A 20,582-nucleotide genomic window follows, 5' to 3' on the forward strand; every position below is an offset into this window, starting at 1 on the left:
TCCTGCCACCGTCGAGCTGTCAGGCCGAGGTGGCCTGCGCCGGGTACGGGCCGCTGGGGTCGGCGGAATCGGTGGAATCGGTGGACTTCCGGCTCTGCCGAAGAGACAGTCGGCGGGCCAGGATTGTGGCGCCGACGAGCGCGGCGAGCACCATGGCGGTCTCGGTGAGCACCACCTCGGGGGCCGTGCTGTAGTTCGTCGACCAGGCGAACGCGATGGTCAGTGGCGTGACGAGGATGCCGGCGACCGGGAGCAGCAGGGCCATCAGCCGGGCCGTCCTCCTGATCTGCGGCATGTCGGAGAGCCGGATCCGGACCGCGACGACCGCGCCGGTCACCACGACCGCGGCGGGCACACCGTAGTAGACGGCGACGGCGAGCAGGATCGGTATCTCGATCGAGCGGGGGATGTCCACCAGGTGTACGAACACCGGATACAGCACGGCCATCACGGCGTACCCGAGCACGCTGCCGAGTACCGCACCGGCCAGCGCGGTGCGGAGCAGCCGGCCGTAGTCTCGGCGTACCCGCTGGACGCCGGCCTCCTCGGCGAGCCGCCTGGCGAATCCGGTCACGTCGCCGCCGACCATCTGTGCCGGGTCGCCGCCGTCGGCCACCGCGGCCTCCAGATCGAGGCGCAGATCGGCGGCGAGTGCCGCCCGATCGACCCGGCCGACCCCGTAGGACCGCCAGGCCCGCTCGGCTTCGGCCATGACGCTGTCGATGCTGTCCACGGTCAACTCCTGCTGGGGTCTTGGTCGGATGGGTCGAGGAGGGCGCCGACGGTGTCGGCGAAGTGGTTCCACTGTTTCTGCCAGGCATCCAGGTGTGCCCGGCCGAGCTCGGTGAGTGCGTAGACCTTCCGGGGTGGGCCGTTCGGGCTCGCCTGCTGCTCGTCGGCGACCAGGCCCAGCCGACGCATCCGGGTCAGCAGCGGATAGATGGTGCCGTAGCTGAGCACACCGAAGTCGGCCGTCTCCATCCGGCGCACCAACTCGTAGCCGTGGGCTGGCTGCCGGGCCAGGAGCGCCAGCAGGCACATGTCGAGCACGCCGCGCAGCAGCTGGGTGTGCCGGTCGTTGTCGTCGCTCGGCTGGTGCTCCGCCGCTATCATGCGGAACATAATACCAAGCTATTTTGCGGACCGATATACCGGTTCCGTGTTTGGGCGAGCACCGCCGACCGGTCCGGCCCGCGCAGGGTCGGACCAGGAAGGGGGTACGGGGGCGAGCGGGGTGCTATCCGGCGGTCTGGTCGACCCGGCGGCGCAGCAGATAGGTGTCCATGATCCAGCCCTTGCGTTCCCGGGCGGCCCGGCGCACCTCGACGATCTCCGGGCCGACCTCGGTGAGCGGGCCGGCGACCAGGATCTCGTCGGCGGTACCGAGGTAGGCGCCCCAGTAGATCTGTACGTCCGGCTCCGTCACCCGCAGGAACGTGCAGTGCGCGTCGAGCATCACGACCAGGTCGTCCACCCCGGCCGGCCAACCCTGGGCCAGCAGCCGGCCGGTGGTCACCTGGAACGGCCGTCCGACCCGGTTCAGCCCGATCCGGTGCCGGGCCGCCAGCGTCGACACGCTGCTCACCCCCGGGATCACCGCGTAGTCGAACTCGACCGACCCGTCCGCGAGGATCTCTTCGATGACCCCGAGCGTGCTGTCGTAGAGCGCCGGGTCGCCCCAGACCAGGAAGGCGCCGCAGCCGTCGGCCGGCACCTCGTCGCGGATCAGTGCCCGCAACAGTTCGGCCCGGCGGCGACGCCACTCGTCCACCGCGTCCACATAGTCTGGTGCGCTCCGGTCCCGGTCCGGGTCGCGTACCTCCACCACCCGGTGCCCCGGTTTCGTCGGGTGCCGGCGCAGGATCTCCTGCCGCAGCCCGAGCAGGTCCTGCTTGACGGCGCCCTTGTCCAGCACGAGGAAGACGTCGACCTCGGCGATCGCCCGGACCGCCTCCAGGGTCAACTGGGCGGGATCGCCCGCCCCGATGCCGATGACCAGGATCCTCCGCACGGTCGCCTGCCCTTCAGCGCTTCGCCGAGCGGTCACGGCCGGCGGAGTAGAGGTAGGAGTCCGGAAAGCCCTCGGCGGTAAGCACCCGACCCACCACGATCACGGCGGTGCGGCGTACCCCGGCCTGCTCGACCTGGTCGGCGATGTCGGCGAGGGTACCGCGCAGCACCAGCTCGTCCGGGCGGCTGGCTCGAGCCACCACCGCGACCGGACAGTCCGCGCCGTAGTGCGGCACGAGCTGGTCGGCCAGTTCCCGGGTCCGGCCGACCGCCAGGTGCAGCACCAGGGTCGCCCGGCTGGCGCCGAGCACGGCGAGGTCCTCTGTCGCCGGCATCACCGTCGACCGCGCCCGGGCCCGGGTCAGCACCACCGTCTGGCCGACCGTAGGCACCGTCAGCTCCCGGCCCAGCGTCGCGGCGGCGGCGGCGAAGGCCGGCACGCCCGGCACGATCTCGTACGGTACGTTCGCCTCGTCGAGCCGGCGCAACTGCTCGGCCACGGCACTGTAGATCGACGGGTCGCCGGAGCAGAGCCGGGCCACCTCGTGCCCGGCCCGGTGGGCGTCGACCATCCGGGCCACGATCTCGTCCAGGGTGAGGTCGGCGGTGTCCACCAGTTCCGCCCCCGGCCGGCACGATTCCAGCAGTTCCGCCGGGACCAGGCTGCCGGCGTAGAGGCAGACCTGAGCGCGGGCCAGTACCCGCTGCCCGCGTACGGTGATCAGGTCGGCGGCGCCCGGCCCGGCGCCGATGAAGGTCACCGGCACGGCTTGACCACCGCCCACTGCACCAGGGCGCGGGCCGGCTTCCACGCGGTGAAGCCGCCCAGCGGTGCGGCCCGCTCGACGGCGAGCCGGGTCAGATCGCCACCGAGGCGATTGGCACGGATGGTCAACTCGCGTTCCCCCTCGATCGTCACCGCGTGCGCCACCAGCCGGCCGCCCGGGGCCAGCGCCGCCCAGCATGCGTCCAGGACACCGTCGGTGGCCAGCCCGCCGCCGACGAAGACCGCCTCCGGGGTGGGCAGCCCGGCCAGCGCCGCCGGAGCCCGGCCGACCACCACCGTCAGCTCCGGCACCCCGAGCGCCGACGCATTGCCGGCGATCCGCTCGGCCCGGTCCGCCCGTGCCTCCACCGCCACCGCCCGGGCGTTCGGCTCGGCACGCAGCCACTCGATACCGATGCTGCCCGAACCGGCGCCGACGTCCCAGAGCAGCTCGTCCGGGGCCGGGGCGAGCCGGGCCAGCGCCAGCGCTCTCGCCTCCCGCTTGGTGAGCGCCCCGTCGTGCGCGTACGCCTCGTCGGGCAGCCCCGGCACCGTCGACCGGAGTACGGCCTCCGGCCCGGCCGTGGCGTGCACCGCCACCACGTTCAACGGATCACCCGGCGGATGCGACCACTCCTCGGCAGTCCCGGCGAGCTGCTGCTCCCGCCCGGACGACCCGAGCGGTCCGGGCGACCCGAGCGGTCCTGACGATCCGAGGGGTCCGGGCGATCCGAGGGGTCCGGGCGATCCGGGCGATCCGAGGGGTGCGGGCGATCCGAGGGACCCGGACGATTCGAGGGAGGAGAGCACGACCAGCGGGCTCGGGCCGTAGCCGGCCTCGGTGAGCAGGGCGGCCAGGGCCGACGGGGTGGAGGCGTCCGCGCTGAGTACCAGGATCCGCCGGCCGGGGGCGAGCACCCGGCGTACCCGGGCCAGGTCGCGGCCGACCGCGCTGACCACGGTGACCCGCTCGACCGGCCAGCCCAGCCGGGCACAGGCCAGGCTTATCGACGACGGGTGCGGCAGCATCCGCACCCGGTCCGGGCCGACCAGTTCGACGATCCGCACCCCGATCCCGAACCACATCGGGTCACCGCTGGCGAGGACGGCGAGCCGGCGATCGGCGTACCTGTCGAGCAGGCCGGGCAGCGCCGGCAGCAACGGGCTCGGCCAGCTCACCCGCTGTGCCGGCAGTTCGGCGGGAAGCAGGTCGAGCTGCCGACGCCCGCCGAGCACCACCTCTGCCGTGCGTAACGCCCGCCGGCCGGCGTCGCCGAGCCCGGCCCAGCCGTCCGCGCCGATGCCGACCACGGTCAGCCCAGCGTCGGCACTCGTCGCGGTCACGAGCCGGAACGTTAGCCGAACCCGCGCCGCCGGTGCCCCGCCGGGTGAGCCGGGTCATCACCGGGCCCTGCCGTGAGCTGCCGACGGTGCCGGCTCGGCCGGGCTGTGTCATCATCGGCGGCGACGGTGCGGCGAGGAACACCGGTGGGTCGGTCCGACAGGGCCGGCGACTCCGGGGCGGTCCCGCCACTGTGACCGGCCGACGGCCGGGAGCCAGACACTCCGCCCCCGTCCCGGGTCGGCCCTCCGGGCGGCCCGGTACCGGACCGGTCGCGGGCGTGGACACCCGCGAGGTAGGAGGTTGGCCCCGTGCGGTCGTACCCGTTCTCCGCCGTCGTCGGGATGGACGACATGGCCCTCGCCCTCACCCTCAGCGCCGTCTCGCCGGCCATCGGCGGGGTACTGATCCGGGGCGAGAAGGGGACCGCGAAGTCCACGATCGTCCGGGCACTGACCGCGCTGCTGCCACCGGTGACCGTCGTGACCGGCTGCCGGTTCTCCTGCGACCCGGGCGCACCGGACCCGGAGTGCCCGGACGGGCCGCACGATCCGGCGGCACCCTCGACGACCCGGCCGGCCCGGCTGGTCGAGCTGCCGGTCGGTGCCACCGAGGACCGGGTACTCGGCGCCCTGCACCTGGAACGGGCGCTGCGCGACGGCGTCACCGCGTACGAGCCGGGACTGCTCGCCTCGGCACACCGGGGACTGCTCTACGTCGACGAGGTGAACCTGCTGCACGACCACCTGGTCGACGTGCTGCTCGACGCGGCGGCGATGGGCCGGGCCACAGTCGAACGGGAGGGCGTCTCGGTCGCACACGCCGCCCGGTTCGTCCTGGTCGGCACGATGAACCCGGAGGAGGGGGAACTCCGCCCGCAACTGCTGGACCGGTTCGGCCTGACCGTCGAGGTGACCGCCAGCCGCGACCCGGCGGTACGGGCCGAGGTGACCCGGCGGCGGCTCGGCTACGAGGCCGACCCGGACGGGTTTGCCGGCCGGTACGCCACTGTGGACGCCGAGCGGGCGGCCCGGATCGCCCGAGCCCGTCGACTCCTCCCCGAGGTACGCCTCGACGACGACACCCTGTACCGGATCGCCACGGTCTGCGCCTCGTTCGAGGTGGACGGGATGCGTGCCGACCTGGTGACCGCACGGACCGCGATGGCGCACGCCGCATGGTGCGGGCGAACCACGGTGACCGGGGTGGACATCCGCGCCGCCGCCCGGCTGGCGCTGCCGCACCGGCGTCGGCGGAACCCGTTCGACCCACCCGGTATCGAGCAGGAGCGGCTCGACCAGGCGCTCGCCGACGCCGGGCTCGACCTCACCGAGCCGCCCCCGGATGGTGCTCCACCGCAGGACCCCGGGCCGCGGGATCCCGGACCGGACGGGCCCGACCCGGGTGGGCCGGGCGGTGCGCCGGCACCCGACGACGGCCCGGCGCCGGGAAGCCCGCCGGGCACAGGTCCCGCCCCGGCTGGTGACACCGCCCCGGACGGCACCACCGACGGCACCGGATCCGGACGCTGGGACCGGGTCGGGGTGCCCGGCGCGTGGCACGGCTGGCCGACACCGCACGGCTCGACGCAACCGCACGGCTCGACACAACCGGATGGCTCGGCGCAACCGGACGGGACGCAGGGCGAGGCGACGCCGTACGGCTCGGCGGGACCGGACGGGTCGCCGGGCGGGGCGGGTGGCGATGGCCGGACACTTGCCGCCGGGCGGCCGTACCGGGCCCGGCTGCTGGTCGTACCGGGCGTCGGGGCCGGCGTCGCCGGGCGTCGCTCACCGGCGGTCACCACTGTCGGGCAGACGATCCGGACCACCCCGGGGGCGGCTGCCGGCAACCGGCCACACCTGGTCGCCACGCTCTGGGCGGCAGCGCCGCACCAGCGGGTGCGCGGCCGGCGCGGCGCAGGGCTGGAGTTGCGCCCGCAGGACCTCCGGGTGCCGGTACGGCAGGGCCGGGAGGGCAACCTGATCCTGTTCTGCGTCGACGCCTCCGGCTCGATGGCGGCACGGCAGCGGATGCGGGAGGTGAAGACAGCCGTACTGTCACTGCTGCTCGACGCCTATCAGCGGCGGGACAGGGTGGGGCTGGTCACCTTCCGGGGCAACGGTGCCGAACTCGCGCTGCCGCCGACCTCCAGTGTGGACGTTGCCGCGACCCGGCTGGCCGGGCTGTCGACAGGCGGCCGTACGCCACTGGCAGAGGGACTGCTCCGGGCCGGTGCGGTGCTGCGGGTGGAACGGATCCGGGATCCGCGCCGCCGCCCGCTGCTGGTGCTGCTCACCGACGGTCGGGCCACCGCCGGCCCGGATGCGGTGGCCCGGTCCCGGTACGCCGCCCGGCTGCTCGCCGAGCGCGGAGTCCGCTCGGTGGTGGTCGACTGCGAGGCGGGACGGATCCGGCTCGGCCTGGCCGCCGAACTCGCCGAGGCACTCGGTGCCGAACACCTGCCCCTGGAGCAGGTGGCCGCCGCCACCCTGAGCGGTGCGGTACGCGAGCGCACCGGTGTGCGTACCCGAAAAGAGACTGGCCCGGACGGCTCCGGCGGCGGCGTCCGGAGCCGGTGGGGGAGGGCAGCCTGATGCCGCAGGGACAGCCGGAGACGGTACCCGCCGACGGGCTGACCACCCGGCAACGCCGCAACCGTCCGCTGTTGATGGTGCACACCGGCGCGATGAAGGGTAAGTCGACTGCCGCCTTCGGGCTGGCCATGCGCGGCTGGCACCAGGGCTGGTCGATCGCGGTCTTCCAGTTCGTCAAGTCGGCCCGCTGGCGGGTCGGCGAGGAGTCCGCGCTGCTCGCGCTCGGCCGGCTGCACGAGCAGACCGGTGAGGGCGGCCCGGTGCAGTGGCACAAGATGGGCGCCGGCTGGAGCTGGAGCCGCCGGCCGGGCAGCGAGGCCGACCACGCCGCCGACGCCCTGGAGGGCTGGCGGGAGATCCGGCGCCGGCTCGCCGAGGAACGGCACCAGCTCTACGTGCTCGACGAGTTCACCTATCCGATGAAGTGGGGCTGGGTGGACGTGGCCGAGGTCGTCGACACCCTGCGGAACCGCCCCGGCCACCAGCACGTGGTGGTCACCGGTCGGGACGCCGACCCCCGGCTGGTCGACGCCGCCGACCTGGTGGTCGAGATGACGAAGGTGAAGCACCCGATGGACACCGGCCAGAAGGGACAGCGGGGGATCGAGTGGTGACCCGGCTGCCCCGGCTGGTCATCGCCGCGCCCGCCTCCGGGCAGGGCAAGACGACGGTGGCGACCGGACTGATGGCGGCACTGCGCGCCCGGGGCCTGGTGGTCAGCGGTCACAAGGTCGGCCCCGACTACATCGATCCCGGCTACCACGCGGTGGCGACCGGCCGGCCGGGCCGCAACCTCGACCCGCACCTACAGGGCGAGGAGCGGATCGTTCCGCTGCTGCGGCACGGTGCGAGCGTGCCGGTGCCGGCCGACATCGCGGTGGTCGAGGGCGTGATGGGGCTGCACGACGGTGCGATCGGCCGGGAGGGCTTCGCCTCCACCGCGCACGTCGCCCGGCTGACCCGTAGCCCGGTGCTGCTGGTGGTCGACGTCTCCGGTGCCTCCCGCAGCATCGGCGCGCTGGTGCACGGCTTCGCCAACTACGACCCGGAGTTGAGCGTCGCCGGGGTGATCCTGAACAAGGTCGGTTCGGAGACGCACGAGGCGGAGGTGCGCCAGGCGGTCGCCCGGACCGGCGTACCGGTGCTCGGGGCGCTGCGCCGGGACGCCGCCCTGGACACCCCGAGCCGGCACCTCGGGCTCGTACCGGCCGCCGAGCGGGTCGCCGGGGCCCGGCGTACCGTCGACGCGCTCGCCGCCCGCCTGGCCGAAGCGGTGGACCTGGCGGCGGTGCTCGCCGTCGCGCGCCAGGCACCGGAACTGCCGGCCGGCCAGTGGCGACCCGCCGAGGAACTGCCCCGGCTGCCCACGGTGACGATCGCGGTCGCCGGTGGTTCGGCGTTCACCTTCCGGTACGCCGAAACCGACGAACTCCTCACGGCTGCCGGCCTCCGGGTCGTACCCGTCGATCCGCTGCGGGACGAGGAACTGCCGCCGGAGTGCGCGGGTCTCTACCTCGGCGGCGGTTTCCCGGAGGTCTACGCGGCGGAACTCGCCGCCAACGGGCGGCTGCGCGAGGCGGTCGGCCGGGCGGCCCGGGGCGGCATGCCGGTGCTGGCCGAGTGCGCCGGGCTGCTCTACCTCTGCCGGGACCTCGACGGCCACCCGATGACCGGGGTGCTGGACGCCTCGGCCCGGATGACCGGCCGGCTCACCCTCGGCTACCGGGAGGCGGTGGCGGCGGGCGTCAGCCTGCTCGCCGAGCCGGGAACCGTGGCCACCGGGCACGAGTTCCACCGCACCCGGGTCGAGTACGCCGCCGGGCGCCAGCCGGCCTGGCGGTTCCGGCCCCGGCCCTCCCGCCCGCACGGGCTCGACGCGGCCGTCGAGGAGGGTGTGGTCGTCGGCAACCTGCACGCCTCCTACCTGCACGTGCACTGGGCCGGCCATCCGGCCCTGGCCGCCCGGTTCGGCGCGGCGGCGGCCCGGTACGCCGCCGCGGCCGGACCCACGCCGGCCGCCAGGACCGGACCCACCGCGGACGCCAGGAACTGTCGTTCAGCGGGCGCCACTCGGCGGGCGGGTCAGTTGCCGGGGAAGTAGGCGGCGAGCTTCCGCCGGAAGTGGGCCGAGTAGAGCCGGCCGAGCGTCGCGTTGCCCCGGAAGCAGGCGACCGTGCCCGTGCCGGCGTCCACCACCACCGGGCGGGCCGCCGCCGCGAACCGGACCCGCTGCCCGTGCTGTGCCCAGGCTGCCGCCGCCGGCTCGACCTGGGTGCTCACCAGTGCGGGGAAGACCGCGACCCCGCTCTGCAGCCCGCGAAGCTGCCCCTTGCGGGCCACCACGTTGTCCAGCGCCACGGTGGTGAACTCCTCGATCGCGCTCGCCGTGACCACCGGCGCCGGCGCGGCGATGGTGAACAGGTGCAGCTTGGTGGCCATCCACCGCAACCTGAAGTCGGCCCGGTAGCCGACCAGCACCGGCAGGCCGTTCCAGTCCTCGGTCGTCACCTCACAGCCGTCGGCCCGGAGCCGCTCCGCCGTGCCGTCGAGATAGGTCCGGACCGGGTCCGTGGCCGTCGCGTCCACCTGTTCCATCTGCGCCGTCCCTTCTGCACGCCCACCGCCGGCGGGCCCGGCGACGTCATCGAACTCCAGCCGGACGATCACGTCGGGCCGGTACCGCCGTCGCCGCCCTCAAGGTCACCTTCGAGCTGGAGGTACGTCTCCCGCAGCGCTGCCATTGTCGCCGGATCAGGCTTCGCCCACAGCCCCCGGTCAGCCGCCTCGGAGAGCCGCTCGATGATGTTCCGCAGCGCCCACGGGTTGGACCGGCGCAGGAACTCCTGGTTCGCGGCGTCGAGAGCGTACGTCTTCGCCAGGTCCTCGTACATCCAGTCGGCGACGACCCCGGCGGTTGCGTCGTACCCGAAGAGGTAGTCCACGGTGGCGGCCAGCTCGAACGCGCCCTTGTAGCCGTGCCGGCGCATCGCCGCGAGCCAGCGCGGGTTGACCACCCGGGCCCGGAACACCCGGGCGGTCTCCTCGGTCAGCGACCGGGTCCGCACCGCGTCCGGGGTGGTGCTGTCCCCGATGTACGCCCGGGGCGCCTGCCCGGTCAGCGCCCGCACCGTGGCGATCATTCCGCCGTGGTACTGGAAGTAGTCGTCGGAGTCGGCGATGTCGTGCTCCCGGGTGTCGGTGTTCTTCGCCGCCACCGCGATCCGCCGGTAGGCGTCCTCCATCTCCTCCCGGGCCGGCCGCCCGTCCAGCCCGCGCCCGTAGGCGAAGCCACCCCAGACCGTGTAGACCTCGGCCAGGTCGGCGTCGTCCCGCCAGTTTCCGCTGTCGATCAGCGGCAGCAGCCCGGCACCGTAGGCTCCCGGCTTCGAGCCGAAGATCCGGCTGGTGGCCCGCCGCTCGTCGCCGTGCCGGGCGGCGTCGGCCCGCACGTGTGCCCGCAGGAAGTTCTGCTCGTCCGGCTCGTCGAGCGCCGCCACCGCCCGGATCGCGTCGTCGAGCAGCAGCACCACGTGCGGGAACGCGTCCCGGAAGAAGCCGCTGATCCGCACCGTCACGTCGATGCGCGGCCGGCCCAGCTCGGCCAGCGGCACGATCTCGAAGCCGTCGACCCGGCGGGACGCCTCGTCCCAGGTCGGTGTCACGCCGATCAGCGCGAGTACCTCGGCCACGTCGTCCCCGGCGGTCCGCATCGCCGAGGTGCCCCAGGCGGAGAGCCCGACCGAGCGCGGCCACTGCCCGGTGTCCCTCCGGTACCGCTCGACAAGCGAGGTCGCCATCGCCTGCCCTGTCGCGTACGCCAACCGGCTCGGGATCGCCTTCGGGTCCACCGTGTAGAAGTTCCGGCCGGTCGGCAGCACGTTGACGAGTCCACGCAGCGGCGAGCCGCTCGGGCCGGCCGGTACGTACCCGCCGTCGAGGGCGTGCAGCAGGTGGGTCAGTTCGTCGGTGGTCCGGGCCAGTCGGGGTACCAGTTCGGTGGCGGCGAACTCCAGCACCGGGCGTACCGCCGCGCGGCGCGGGTCGTCGTCGCCGAGGACGTCTGCCAGTACGGCGGGTACCGCCTCGACCGTCCAGTCCCGTGCCTCCATCGCCTCGACCAGGGTTCGGGCCACCGCCTCGGCCCGGTCGACCTCGGCGGTGCCCTGCCCGTCCCCGCCCTCGGTCAGGCCGAGCGCGGCCCGGAGCCCGTCGACAGCACCGGCCTGCCCGCCCCAGACCTGCCGGGCGCGCAGGATCGCCAGCACCAGGTTGACCCGGGCCGCGCCGGTCGGCGCCTCGCCGAGCACGTGCAGGCCGTCGCGGATCTGGGCGTCCTTGACCTCGCAGAGCCAGCCGTCCACGTGCAGCAGGAACTCGTCGAACTCGGCGTCGTGCGGGCGCTGTTCCAGACCGAGGTCGTGGTCGAGCCGGGCAGCCTGGATCAGCGTCCAGATCTGTCCCCGGATCGCCGGCAGCTTGGCCGGATCCATCGCGGCGATGTTGGCGTACTCGTCGAGGAGCTGTTCCAGCCGGGCGATGTCGCCGTAGCTCTCCGCCCGGGCCATCGGCGGCACCAGATGGTCGACGATCACCGCGTGCGCCCGCCGCTTCGCCTGCGCTCCCTCGCCGGGATCGTTGACCAGGAACGGATAGACCAGCGGCAGTGACCCGAGCACCGCGTCCGGCCCGCAGGAGGCGGAGAGCCCGACGGTCTTGCCGGGCAGCCACTCCAGTGAGCCGTGTTTGCCCAGGTGCACCACGGCGTCCGCACCGAACTCCTCGTCCAGCCACCGGTACGCCGCCAGGTAGTGGTGCGTCGGCGGCAGGTCCGGGTCGTGGTAGATCGCGACCGGGTTCTCACCGAAGCCGCGCGGTGGCTGGATCATCAACACCACGTTTCCGGCCCGCAGGCAGGCGAGCACGATCTCGCCGTCCGGGTCCGTGGAGCTGTCGACGTAGAGCTGCCCGGGTGGCGGCCCCCAGTGTGTCTCCATCGCCTCGCGCAGTTGCGCCGGCAGCGCGTCGAACCAGCGCCGGTACCGGCCCAGCGGGATTCGTACCGGGTTGGCGGCGAGCTGCTCCTCGGTGAGGAACTCCTGGTCCTGGCCACCGGCCGCGATCAGCGCGTGGATCAGCCGATCACCATCGGACAGCCCGGCTTCGGGTCCGGACCCGGGGGCGGTCTCTCCGGTGGTCGTCGGGGTGAGGCCCGGCAGCGCGTCCGGGCCGTCGGCCGGGCCGACGTCGTAGCCGAGGTCGCGCATCGCCCGGAGCAGGCGTACCGCGCTGGCCGGGGTGTCCAGCCCGACCGCGTTGCCGACCCGGGCGTGCTTGGTCGGATAGGCCGAGAGCACCAGGGCGATCCGGCGCCGCTCGACCGGGGTGTGCCGGAGCCGGGCCAACCGGACGGCGGTGCCGGCGACCCGGGCGGCCCGTTCCGGGTCGGCGACGTAGCGGGGCAGCCCGTCGCTGTCGGTCTCCTTGAACGAGAACGGCACGGTGATCAGCCGCCCGTCGAACTCCGGCACCGCGACCTGGGTCGCCGCGTCCAGTGGGGAGAGGCCGTCCTCACTGTCCGACCAGGCCGTCCGGGTGGAGGTGAGGCAGAGCGCCTGGAGGATCGGCACGTCCAGCGCGGCGAGCGCGCCGACGTCCCAGGCCTCCTCGCTGCCGCCGGCAGCGGCGTCCGCCGGTCGGGTACCGCCGGCAGCCAGCACCGTGACCAGCAGCGCGTCGGCCGCACCGAGCGTCGCCAGCAGCTCCGGTTCCGGGGTACGCAGGCTGGCGCAGAAGACCGGCAGCGCCCGACCGCCCGCCTCCTCGACAGCGGTGGCGAGCGCGTCGACGAACCCGGTGTTGCCGCTGAGCTGGTGTGCCCGGTAGTAGAGGATCCCGACCACCGGCCCGGTCGCCGGGCCGGCCGGGCGGGCCCGGACGCCCCAGTTCGGCTGTGCGACCGGCGGGGCGAAGCCGTGCCCGGTCAGCAGTACAGTGTCGGAGAGGAAGGCGTGCAGTTCGCGCAGGTTCTCCGGCCCGCCCTGGGCCAGGTAGGCGTGCGCCTGTGCGGCGGTACCGGCCGGCACCGTCGAGCGGGCCATCAGCTCCGCGTCCGGGGTCTGCTCGCCGCCGAGCGCCACCACCGGCCGGGTACCGGCACGCAGCGCCGCCAGCCCTTCCGCCCACATCCGGGCGCCGCCGAGGATCCGCACCACCACCAGGTCGACGCCGTCGACCAGGTCGGCCAGCTCGGCCGGGTCGATCCGGGCCGGGTTCGCCAGCCGGTACGCCGCACCGCTGGCGCGAGCCGAGAGCAGATCGGTGTCCGAAGTGGACAAGAGCAGGATGGTGGCAGCGTCCGGCATGGGTGGCTCCTCCCCGGGTCCGCGCCCGTGGTCGTGGTCCGTTTCGACAGCGGTCCGGAGTGTCTGGCTCCCGACCCGCGAACAGGTCGGTGACAGTGGCGGGACCGCCCCGGACTCGCACCGGGTTCCTCCGGGTCCACCGCGTGATGCTTTTCTCGCCGCCGGTCGACGCCGAGGAACACGACTCTACGATGAGCCCGTGTCCGCCGTCTCCACCCCGTCCCCCCGGCTGCCGGAGGACCGCTGTCCCGGTGCGCTGCGGGCGCACCAGGCCGCCGACGGGCTGCTGGTCCGGGTACGGCTGCCCGGCGGTCAACTCCGCCCCGGCCAACTGCGGGTTCTCGCCGACCTCGCCCGGATCGAGTCCGACGGCGCACTGGAACTGACCTCCCGGGCTAACCTCCAACTCCGCCGCCTCGCCGACGACGCCTCGGTACGCCGGGTAGCCGACCGGATCGCCGAGGTGGGACTGCTGCCCACCGCCACCCACGAACGGGTACGCAACCTGTTGGCCTCCCCGATGAGCGGGCGGGACCGGGCCGGGCGGCTCGACGTACGCCCGATGGTGCGGGACCTCGACACGGCGCTGCGCGGCACGGCCGAGCTGGCGTCGCTCAGCGGGCGGTTCCTGTTCGCCCTCGACGACGGCCGGGGCGATGTCGCCACCCTCGGTGCTGACCTGTGCTGGACCGGCGACTCGCAGGTGCTGTGGCTGGCCGGCACCGACACCGGGTTGCGGGCCGGCCCGGCCAATGCCGTGGCGCTGCTGATCGCCGCCGCCCGTGCCTTCCTGCGGGTACGCGGCGACCGCCGGGACCTGTGGCGGCTGGCGGACCTGCCGGACGGGCCGGCCCGGGTCACCGAGGCACTGGACGGTCCCGACATCGCCGCGATACCGGCCGAGTTGTCATCGGCACCGAGCGGGTCGGCACCGGCACCGGCGGTCGGCGCCCACCCGGGCGGTGTGCTGGTGGCCGGTACCCGGCTCGGCCGGTTGACCGCCGACCAGGCCGACCTGCTGGCCGAGCTGGCGGGAACGGACGAGATCGTCGTCACGCCGTGGCGCAGCCTGGTGCTCGACGCCGAGGGACCCGATATCGTCGGCCGGCTGGCAGCCGCCGGCCTGCTCGTCGACCCGGCCTCGCCCTGGCTCGGCGTGACCGCCTGCACCGGCCGACCCGGCTGCGCCAGCGCCCTCGCCGACGTGCGCCGGGACGTCACCGAGGCGCTGGCCGACGCCGAAACGGCAGCCGACGCCGAGACGGCGGCCGGGGCGACACCTCCGGCACACCGGACGACACTTCCGGCGCACGGGGCGGCAATGCCACATGCGGCAGCTCCGGCGGACGGGGCGGGGCTTCCGGTGCACGTGGTCGGTTGCGAGCGCGGTTGCGGCCGACCGGCCGGACCGGCCGTACTGGCGGTCGCCACCGGCACCGGATACCGGATCGAGGCCGGCGGCACCAGCCGACCGGGTACCCCGGCGGCCGCCCTGGCCGCGCGGGCAGAAGGGCAGAAGTGAGCTACGAGTACATCCGCGACGGTGCGGAGATCTACCGACAGTCGTTCGCGACCATCCGGGCCGAGGCCGACCTCTCCGCGCTGCCGCCGGAGATCGCGCCGGTGGTGGTACGGATGATCCACGCCAGCGGCAGCGTCGACCTGGCCGCCGACGTCGAGGCCGCACCCGACCTGGTCCACGCCGGCCGGGCCGCGCTGCGGGCCGGTGCGCCGATCCTCTGCGACGCGGTGATGGTCGCCGCCGGCATCACCCGGGCCCGGCTGCCCCGGGACAACGAGGTGCTCTGCACGCTGCGCGACCCCGAGGTGCCCGACCTGGCCCGCCGGCTCGGCACCACCCGCAGTGCGGCCGCCCTGGAGCTGTGGCGGGACCGGCTCGACGGGGCGGTGGTGGCGATCGGCAACGCCCCCACCGCGCTGTTCCGGCTGCTGGAGATGATCGACGAGGGGGCCGCCCGGCCGGCGGCGATCGTCGGCGTACCAGTGGGGTTCATCGGGGCGGCCGAGTCGAAGCAGGCGCTGGCCGGGCACGGCGCCGGCATCCCTTACCTGGTGGTGCACGGCCGGCGCGGCGGCAGCGCCGTCACCGCCGCCGCCGTCAACGCGATCGCGAGCGAGGTCGAATGAGCGCGTCCGAACCCGGCGGCGGACCAGATGTCGACGGCGGCCGGCGGCCCGGCACGCTGCGTGGCGTCGGCGTCGGGCCGGGCGATCCCGAACTGGTGACGGTGAAGGCGGCCCGGCTGATCGGCGCCGCCGACGTGATCGCCTACTACTCGGCCCGGCACGGCCGCAGCATCGCCCGGTCGATAGCCGAGCCCTACCTCCGGGACGGCCAGCTGACCGAGCCGCTCGTCTATCCGGTCACCACCGAGACCACCGACCATCCGGGCGGCTACGAGGCGGCGATCACCGAGTTCTACGACGCCAGCGCGGAGCGGCTCGCCGCGCACCTGCGCGCCGGGCGGGACGTGGTGGTGATCTGTGCCGGCGATCCGATGTTCTACGGCTCCTACATGTACCTGCACGAGCGGCTCGCGCACCGGTTCCCCGCCGAGGTGGTACCCGGGGTCACCTCGATCAGCGCCGCGACCGCCGTACTGGGTCGGCCGCTCGTCGAGCGGGACGAGGTGCTCACCGTACTGCCCGGGACGCTGCCGGCTGACGAGTTGACCCGTCGACTCGCCGACACCGACGCTGCCGCCGTACTCAAGCTGGGGCGGACGTTTCCGCAGGTACGGGCGGCGTTCGCCGATGCCGGGCGGCTGGACGACGCCTGGTACGTCGAGCGGGCCACCGCGCCGGTCGGCCGTGAACTGCCACTGGCCGAGGTCGACCCGGACGGGGTGCCGTACTTCTCGCTCGCCGTGCTGACCAGCCCCACCGGCGACGCCGTGGCGGCTCGTGTCCGCACGGCACCTGCCGCAACAGCGACACCCGATGCCACGACTTCGACCGGACGGGCGACTTCGACCGGACCGGCGACTTCGACCGGACCGGTGGCTTCGGCTGGCGCGGTGGCGGCCGGGGGCGGGGCACCGGCCGGCGAGGTGACAGTGCTCGGCCTCGGCCCCGCCGGCACCCGATGGCTCACCCCGGAGACCAGCCAGGCGCTGCGCGAGGCGGAGCACCTGGTCGGCTACGGCCCGTACGTCGACCGGGTGCCGCACCGCCCCGGACAGCACCGGCACACCTCCGGCAACCAGGTCGAGATCGACCGGGCCCGGCACGCCCTGGAACTCGCCCTGGCCGGTGCCCGGGTGGCCGTGGTCTCCTCCGGCGACCCGGGAGTCTTCGCGATGGCCACGGCGGTGCTGGAGGTCGCCACCGGTGACAAGCGGTTCGACGCCGTCCCGGTGCGGGTGCTGCCCGGGTTGACCGCGGCGCAGGCGGCGGCGAGCCGGATCGGTGCCCCGCTCGGCCACGACTTCGCGGTGCTGTCGCTCTCGGACCGGTTGAAGCCGTGGGCAGTGATCGAGCAGCGGTTGGCCGGCGCGGCCGCCGCCGACCTGGTGCTGGCGCTCTACAACCCGGCCTCGGCCAGCCGACGGTGGCAGGTCGAGGCGGCCCGGAAGGTGTTGCTGCGGCACCGGAGCGCCGACACGCCGGTGGTGATCGCCCGGGACGTGGGCCGGCCGGGGGAGCGGGTCACCGTGGTACCACTGGCCGACCTCGATCCATCCGATGTGGACATGCGCTGCCTGCTGATCGTCGGTTCCTCCACCACCCGGACCGATCGGCGGGCGGACGGTTCGACGGTGGTCTGGACGCCCCGGACCTATCCCGGCTGAGCACCGTCCGCCCGGCCGGCTCCGGGCGGTACCCGATCCAACCAGGCCAGCGCCGCCGCCACGTCGCCGACCGCCGCCGGCAGGGCGACCGGCGCCGGCCGGTCCACCAGCACCACCGGCAACCCCAGCTCGCGGGCGGCGGTCAGCTTCGCCATCGTGTACGTCCCACCGCTGTCCTTGCTGACCAGCACGTCGATCCGGTGCCCGGTCAACAGTTCCCGCTCCGACGCCACCCGGTAGGGTCCCCGGTCGCGGAGCAGGGTCACGTTGTCCGGCAACGGGACGGTCGGCTCGTCAACCACCCGGACCAGCAGCCAGGTGCCGGTCAGGTGCAGAAAGGCGCCGAGCCCCTGCCGGCCGGTGGTGACGAAGGCCCGCCGGCCCAGCCGGGGCAGCAGGTCGGCGGCGGCGGCGAGATCGGGTACCCGGTGCCAGCGGTCCCCGGGACCGGCCGTCCACCCTGGACGCCCCAACCGCAGGTACGGTACCCCGGTCGCCTCGGCCGCCCGCACCGCCGACGACCGCATCCGGGCCGCGTACGGGTGTGTGGCGTCGACGAGTACGTCGACCCGGTGCTCGACGAGCCAGCGGGTGAGTCCGGCCACGCCACCGAACCCGCCGATCCGCACCTCGCCGACCGGCAACCGGGGATCGGCGACCCGGCCGGCCAGTGAGGAGACCACCACGGTGTCGGGGCGGCCGGCCAGCGCGGCGGCCAGCTCCCGCGCCTCGGCGGTGCCGCCGAGCAGCAGCACCCGGGTCGTCACGGGCGCGACGGTATCGGCCGGCCCCGGCCGGCACAACCGGACGGTGTGGCGGCGGTGACCTCCGACACCCGGAGCGGGCGGTACGGCGCACCGGCCGACCGTGAACCGCCGGCCGGCCGGTGCCCCGGTTGACCGCCGGGTACCGCCCGGTTACGGTCGACTGGCCATCTGCGGCGGTACGAGGGAAGCCGGTGAAAGTCCGGCGCGGTCGCGCCACTGTGAGCGGTCCCGACCCCGGTCGGGTTCCGCGAGCCAGGACGCTCGGTCGTCGCAGCCTGTCGACGGGGACGCGTCATCCCCGAGGAGGTTCTACGCGCATGTCCAGCCCTGCTCCGGCCCGTCCGCTCGCCCAGCCTGTCGTTTCCGTCCGGCTACTGTGGACGGCTCTCGCCGTGGTCGCCCTGCTCGCCCTGCTGGTCTACCTGGTCGCCTTCGACCAGGGGGCTGTCTCGCGCAGCGGCATGTTCCTGCACGAGTTGATGCACGACGGTCGGCACCTGCTCGGCGTTCCCTGCCACTGAATCGTCGCACCGACGTGTCGACGTTTCTGTCCGTACTGCTGCGTGGCCTGCTCGCGGGCCTGGTCGCCGGTCTGATCGCCGGCACCTTCGGTTATTTCGTCGGCGAGCCGCGGATCGATGCCGCGATCGCGATCGAGGAGGCGGCGACCCACGCCGCCCCCGGGGTCGAGGCCGACCACCACGCCGAGGAACTCGTCGGCCGCGACGGTCAGCGCGCCGGGCTGTTCCTGGCCACCGGGCTGTTCGGTGCCGCGATGGGCGGCCTGCTCGCCACCGGGTACGTCCTGCTGCGCCGTCGACTGCGCAGCACCGACGACGGCCGGGCGGCGCTGCTGCTGGCCGGCGGGGCACTGCTCGGGGCGGTGGTCGTGCCGTTCGGCAAGTATCCGGCGAACCCTCCGGCGGTCGGCAACCCGGACACCATCGACCAGCGGACCGGCAGCTACCTGCTGCTGGTGGTGCTCGGGCTGGTGGCCGTCTGGGCAGGTGCGCTCGCCCACCGTTCGGTCGCCCCGCACACCCCGTACGCGCTGCGGGCCTCGGCGGCGGTCGGCGGCTTCCTGCTGGTCGCGGCGGTCGCGTACACCGTGCTGCCGTCGTATTCGGAGGTGCCGGGCGACTTCCCGGCGGCGCTGTTGTGGGAGTTCCGGCTCGCCTCGCTGGGCACCCAGGTGGTGCTCTGGACCGGGATCGGGCTGCTCTTCGCCGTGCTGCTCGGCTGGCGGGGCCGGGACCGGCGGCAGGCTGGCGACGGTGGGCCGGGACGGTCCGCCGGGACGCCGGACGGTGCCGGGGCGTCGGCCGGCCGGTGAGCCCGACGAGTCTGCACCTGGTCGCGCACGCCCACACGAGCGCGCTGCGGCGGGCGGTGTTCGGCGGCGACGACAGCCTCGATGCCGGCGGCCTGGCGGCGGCCCGCGCCCTGGCCGACACCGGGCCGGGCCGGCCTGGGCCGTTCGGCCGGGTCGACGCCTGCCTCAGTACTCCGGCCGAGGCGGGCCGGCAGACCGGGTACGCGCTGGGCCTGCGGCCGACCGCCGTGCCCGCGCTCGCCGACTGTGACTACGGCCGGTGGACCGGGCTGCCGCTGGCCGAGGTCGCCGCCCGGGAGCCCGAGGCGCTGCGGGACTGGCTCGGCAACCCGAAGGCGGCCCCGCACGGCGGCGAGTCAGTCGAGGCGCTGCTCGACCGGGTCGACCGCTGGCTGGCCGGCGCGCGTGACCTGGGCGGGCGGATCGTCGCCGTCACCCATCCGGTGGTGGTCCGGGCCGCGCTGGTCCGGGCGCTGCGGCTGCCGGCCGCCACCTTCTGGCGGCTGGAGGTGGCCCCGCTGGCGGTGGTCCGGCTGGCCGGGCGTGGCCCCGGCTGGCTGCTCCGGCTCACCGCCCCGCCCGGCGCTGGGCGGGGCGGTGCCGAGCCGGGATAACCGGCGGAACCGCCCGGTTGCCCGGGTATATTTTTCTGACGCGTCAACCACGGGGGGAGGGTCGTGCGGACACAGCGTGCTCTGCTCCGTCGGCACGCCCGCACCGCCGCCGTCGGGCCGGGGATGCGACCGCAGCGTGGGGTGCCGGCCACTCCCGCGGTCAGGGCTTCCCGATCATGAACGGCTCGCCGCTGCCCCGGATCGCCGTGCTCGGCGCCGGACACGTCGGACCGGCTATCGCCCGGGTCGCGCTCGCCGCCGGCCATCGGGTGACGATCGCCGCCTCCGGCGACCCCGAGAGGATCGCCCTGATCACCCAGATCCTGGTGCCGGGCGTCGAGGCGCGGTGGGCAGCCGACGCCGTACGCGACGCCGACCTGGTGGTACTGGCGATCCCGCTGCACCGGTTCGCGGACTTCGACCCCGCACTGGTCGCGGGCAAGCTGGTCGTGGACACCATGAACTACTGGCCGCCCACCGACGGCGTGCAGGAGCTGTTCGAGGATCCCCGGTACGGCAGCAGCGAGATCGTCGCCCGCCGGCTCGACCGGTCGACGGTGGTGAAGACGTTCAACCACGCCGGTTACCACCAGATCGAGGAGGAGCGCCGGCCGGTGGGTGACCCGGACCGGCGCGCGCTCGGGGTGGCCGGGGACGACGGAGCGGCCACGGATCTGGTGGCCGGGGTCGTCGAGCGGATCGGCTACGACGCCGTACGGCTGGAGAGCCTCGTCGCCGGGCGGCTGCTCGAACCCGGCGGCCCGGTTTTCGGCGCCTCGCTGCGCCGCGCCGAGTTCGAACGCGCCGTCCGGGGCGTGCTGCGCTAGGTCGACCGGGGATCGCGGGCTACCGGCCGTGCCCCGGTGACCGATCGATCAACTCGTGCCCACCGACCTTGACAAGCCTGCCCGGGATCCAGAATTCTCAGTGAGTTGTATCGTTTCAGCCCGGTCGTGCTCACCCCACCACCAGGATCGGG

General features: G+C 74.4%; 17 protein-coding genes, 1 pseudogene and 2 riboswitches. Of the genes and pseudogenes, 10 read left to right on the forward strand and 8 right to left on the reverse strand.

The features are described from left to right. Nucleotides 1-19 precede the first annotated feature (19 nt). From CLT71_RS01735 to cbiE, 5 genes are all read right to left on the reverse strand, one after another. Nucleotides 20-733 (reverse strand): hypothetical protein, encoded by a 714-nt coding sequence (locus tag CLT71_RS01735; RefSeq protein WP_101365534.1) that lies wholly within the window; start codon nt 731-733, stop codon nt 20-22. Nucleotides 734-735: 2 nt separating this feature from the next. Beyond that, the gene (locus tag CLT71_RS01740) at nt 736-1,113 is read right to left on the reverse strand and encodes a PadR family transcriptional regulator (protein WP_101371053.1); all 378 of its coding nucleotides are present in this window, start codon (nt 1,111-1,113) and stop codon (nt 736-738) included. Between the two features lie 124 nt (nt 1,114-1,237). Continuing rightward, nucleotides 1,238-2,011, reverse strand: coding sequence for a precorrin-6A synthase (deacetylating) (cobF, locus tag CLT71_RS01745; protein WP_101365535.1), 774 nt, complete (start codon nt 2,009-2,011; stop codon nt 1,238-1,240). Between the two features lie 13 nt (nt 2,012-2,024). Continuing rightward, entirely contained in the window at nt 2,025-2,777 is a 753-nt protein-coding gene (cobM, locus tag CLT71_RS01750) for a precorrin-4 C(11)-methyltransferase (RefSeq protein WP_101365536.1), read from the reverse strand. Further along, entirely contained in the window at nt 2,768-4,120 is a 1,353-nt protein-coding gene (gene cbiE / locus CLT71_RS01755; protein WP_101365537.1) for a precorrin-6y C5,15-methyltransferase (decarboxylating) subunit CbiE, read from the reverse strand. Before cbiE ends, cobM begins: the two co-directional genes overlap by 10 nt. A gap of 342 nt (nt 4,121-4,462) precedes the next feature. Here cbiE and CLT71_RS01760 point away from each other — a divergent pair, with 342 nt between their 5' ends. The 3 genes and pseudogenes from CLT71_RS01760 to CLT71_RS01770 all read left to right on the forward strand — a co-directional run. Continuing rightward, on the forward strand, nt 4,463-6,715 hold the full coding sequence (locus CLT71_RS01760; RefSeq protein ID WP_101371054.1) for a magnesium chelatase subunit D family protein: 2,253 nt from the start codon (nt 4,463-4,465) through the stop codon (nt 6,713-6,715). Then, nucleotides 6,715-7,329, forward strand: a complete 615-nt coding sequence (gene cobO / locus CLT71_RS01765; RefSeq protein WP_101371055.1) for a cob(I)yrinic acid a,c-diamide adenosyltransferase — start codon at nt 6,715-6,717, stop codon at nt 7,327-7,329. The genes CLT71_RS01760 and cobO overlap by 1 nt, the downstream gene beginning before the upstream one ends. Further along, nucleotides 7,326-8,702 (forward strand): annotated as a pseudogene (locus CLT71_RS01770) (cobyrinic acid a,c-diamide synthase CobB); the annotation flags it as partial. The gene cobO and the pseudogene CLT71_RS01770, both read left to right, overlap by 4 nt. Nucleotides 8,703-8,797: 95 nt before the next feature. Here CLT71_RS01770 and CLT71_RS01775 read toward each other — a convergent pair. Further along, a complete protein-coding gene (locus CLT71_RS01775; RefSeq protein ID WP_101371056.1) occupies nt 8,798-9,310 on the reverse strand; it encodes a levansucrase in 513 nt (170 codons plus the stop codon). A gap of 68 nt (nt 9,311-9,378) precedes the next feature. Beyond that, the gene (cobN, locus tag CLT71_RS01780; RefSeq protein WP_101365539.1) at nt 9,379-13,077 is read right to left on the reverse strand and encodes a cobaltochelatase subunit CobN; all 3,699 of its coding nucleotides are present in this window, start codon (nt 13,075-13,077) and stop codon (nt 9,379-9,381) included. A 65-nt stretch (nt 13,078-13,142) separates the two neighbouring features. Then, nucleotides 13,143-13,206: riboswitch (cobalamin riboswitch) on the reverse strand. 70 nt (nt 13,207-13,276) lie between these two features. Here cobN and CLT71_RS01785 point away from each other — a divergent pair. The 3 genes from CLT71_RS01785 to CLT71_RS01795 are packed head-to-tail and all read left to right on the forward strand — an operon-like array spanning nt 13,277 to nt 16,889. After that, complete coding sequence (locus CLT71_RS01785) at nt 13,277-14,599, forward strand: precorrin-3B synthase (protein ID WP_101365540.1); 1,323 nt, start codon at nt 13,277-13,279, stop codon at nt 14,597-14,599. Continuing rightward, nucleotides 14,596-15,225 (forward strand): precorrin-8X methylmutase, encoded by a 630-nt coding sequence (locus CLT71_RS01790; protein WP_101365541.1) that lies wholly within the window; start codon nt 14,596-14,598, stop codon nt 15,223-15,225. Before CLT71_RS01785 ends, CLT71_RS01790 begins: the two co-directional genes overlap by 4 nt. Beyond that, a complete protein-coding gene (locus CLT71_RS01795; RefSeq protein ID WP_101365542.1) occupies nt 15,222-16,889 on the forward strand; it encodes a precorrin-2 C(20)-methyltransferase in 1,668 nt (555 codons plus the stop codon). The genes CLT71_RS01790 and CLT71_RS01795 overlap by 4 nt, the downstream gene beginning before the upstream one ends. On the opposite strand, the gene CLT71_RS01800 is transcribed toward CLT71_RS01795, so the two are convergent. After that, on the reverse strand, nt 16,877-17,656 hold the full coding sequence (locus tag CLT71_RS01800; protein WP_101365543.1) for a cobalt-precorrin-6A reductase: 780 nt from the start codon (nt 17,654-17,656) through the stop codon (nt 16,877-16,879). The two genes, CLT71_RS01795 and CLT71_RS01800, sit on opposite strands and share 13 nt — an antisense overlap. 140 nt (nt 17,657-17,796) lie before the next feature. Further along, nucleotides 17,797-17,939: riboswitch (cobalamin riboswitch) on the forward strand. Between the two features lie 34 nt (nt 17,940-17,973). Between CLT71_RS01800 and CLT71_RS01805 the strand changes: the two genes are divergently transcribed. The 4 genes from CLT71_RS01805 to CLT71_RS01820 all read left to right on the forward strand — a co-directional run bounded on the left by CLT71_RS01805 (nt 17,974) and on the right by CLT71_RS01820 (nt 20,430). After that, nucleotides 17,974-18,177 (forward strand): CbtB domain-containing protein, encoded by a 204-nt coding sequence (locus CLT71_RS01805; protein ID WP_101365544.1) that lies wholly within the window; start codon nt 17,974-17,976, stop codon nt 18,175-18,177. A gap of 14 nt (nt 18,178-18,191) precedes the next feature. Continuing rightward, complete coding sequence (locus CLT71_RS01810) at nt 18,192-18,989, forward strand: CbtA family protein (protein WP_101365545.1); 798 nt, start codon at nt 18,192-18,194, stop codon at nt 18,987-18,989. Next, nucleotides 18,986-19,603 carry a histidine phosphatase family protein gene (locus CLT71_RS01815; RefSeq protein ID WP_101365546.1) on the forward strand — a complete coding sequence of 206 codons (618 nt, stop codon included), beginning with the start codon at nt 18,986-18,988 and terminating at the stop codon, nt 19,601-19,603. The genes CLT71_RS01810 and CLT71_RS01815 overlap by 4 nt, the downstream gene beginning before the upstream one ends. A 176-nt stretch (nt 19,604-19,779) precedes the next feature. Next, complete coding sequence (locus CLT71_RS01820; protein ID WP_101365547.1) at nt 19,780-20,430, forward strand: NAD(P)-binding domain-containing protein; 651 nt, start codon at nt 19,780-19,782, stop codon at nt 20,428-20,430. Nucleotides 20,431-20,582: the final 152 nt, after the last annotated feature.

The organism is Plantactinospora sp. CNZ320 (assembly GCF_002846275.1).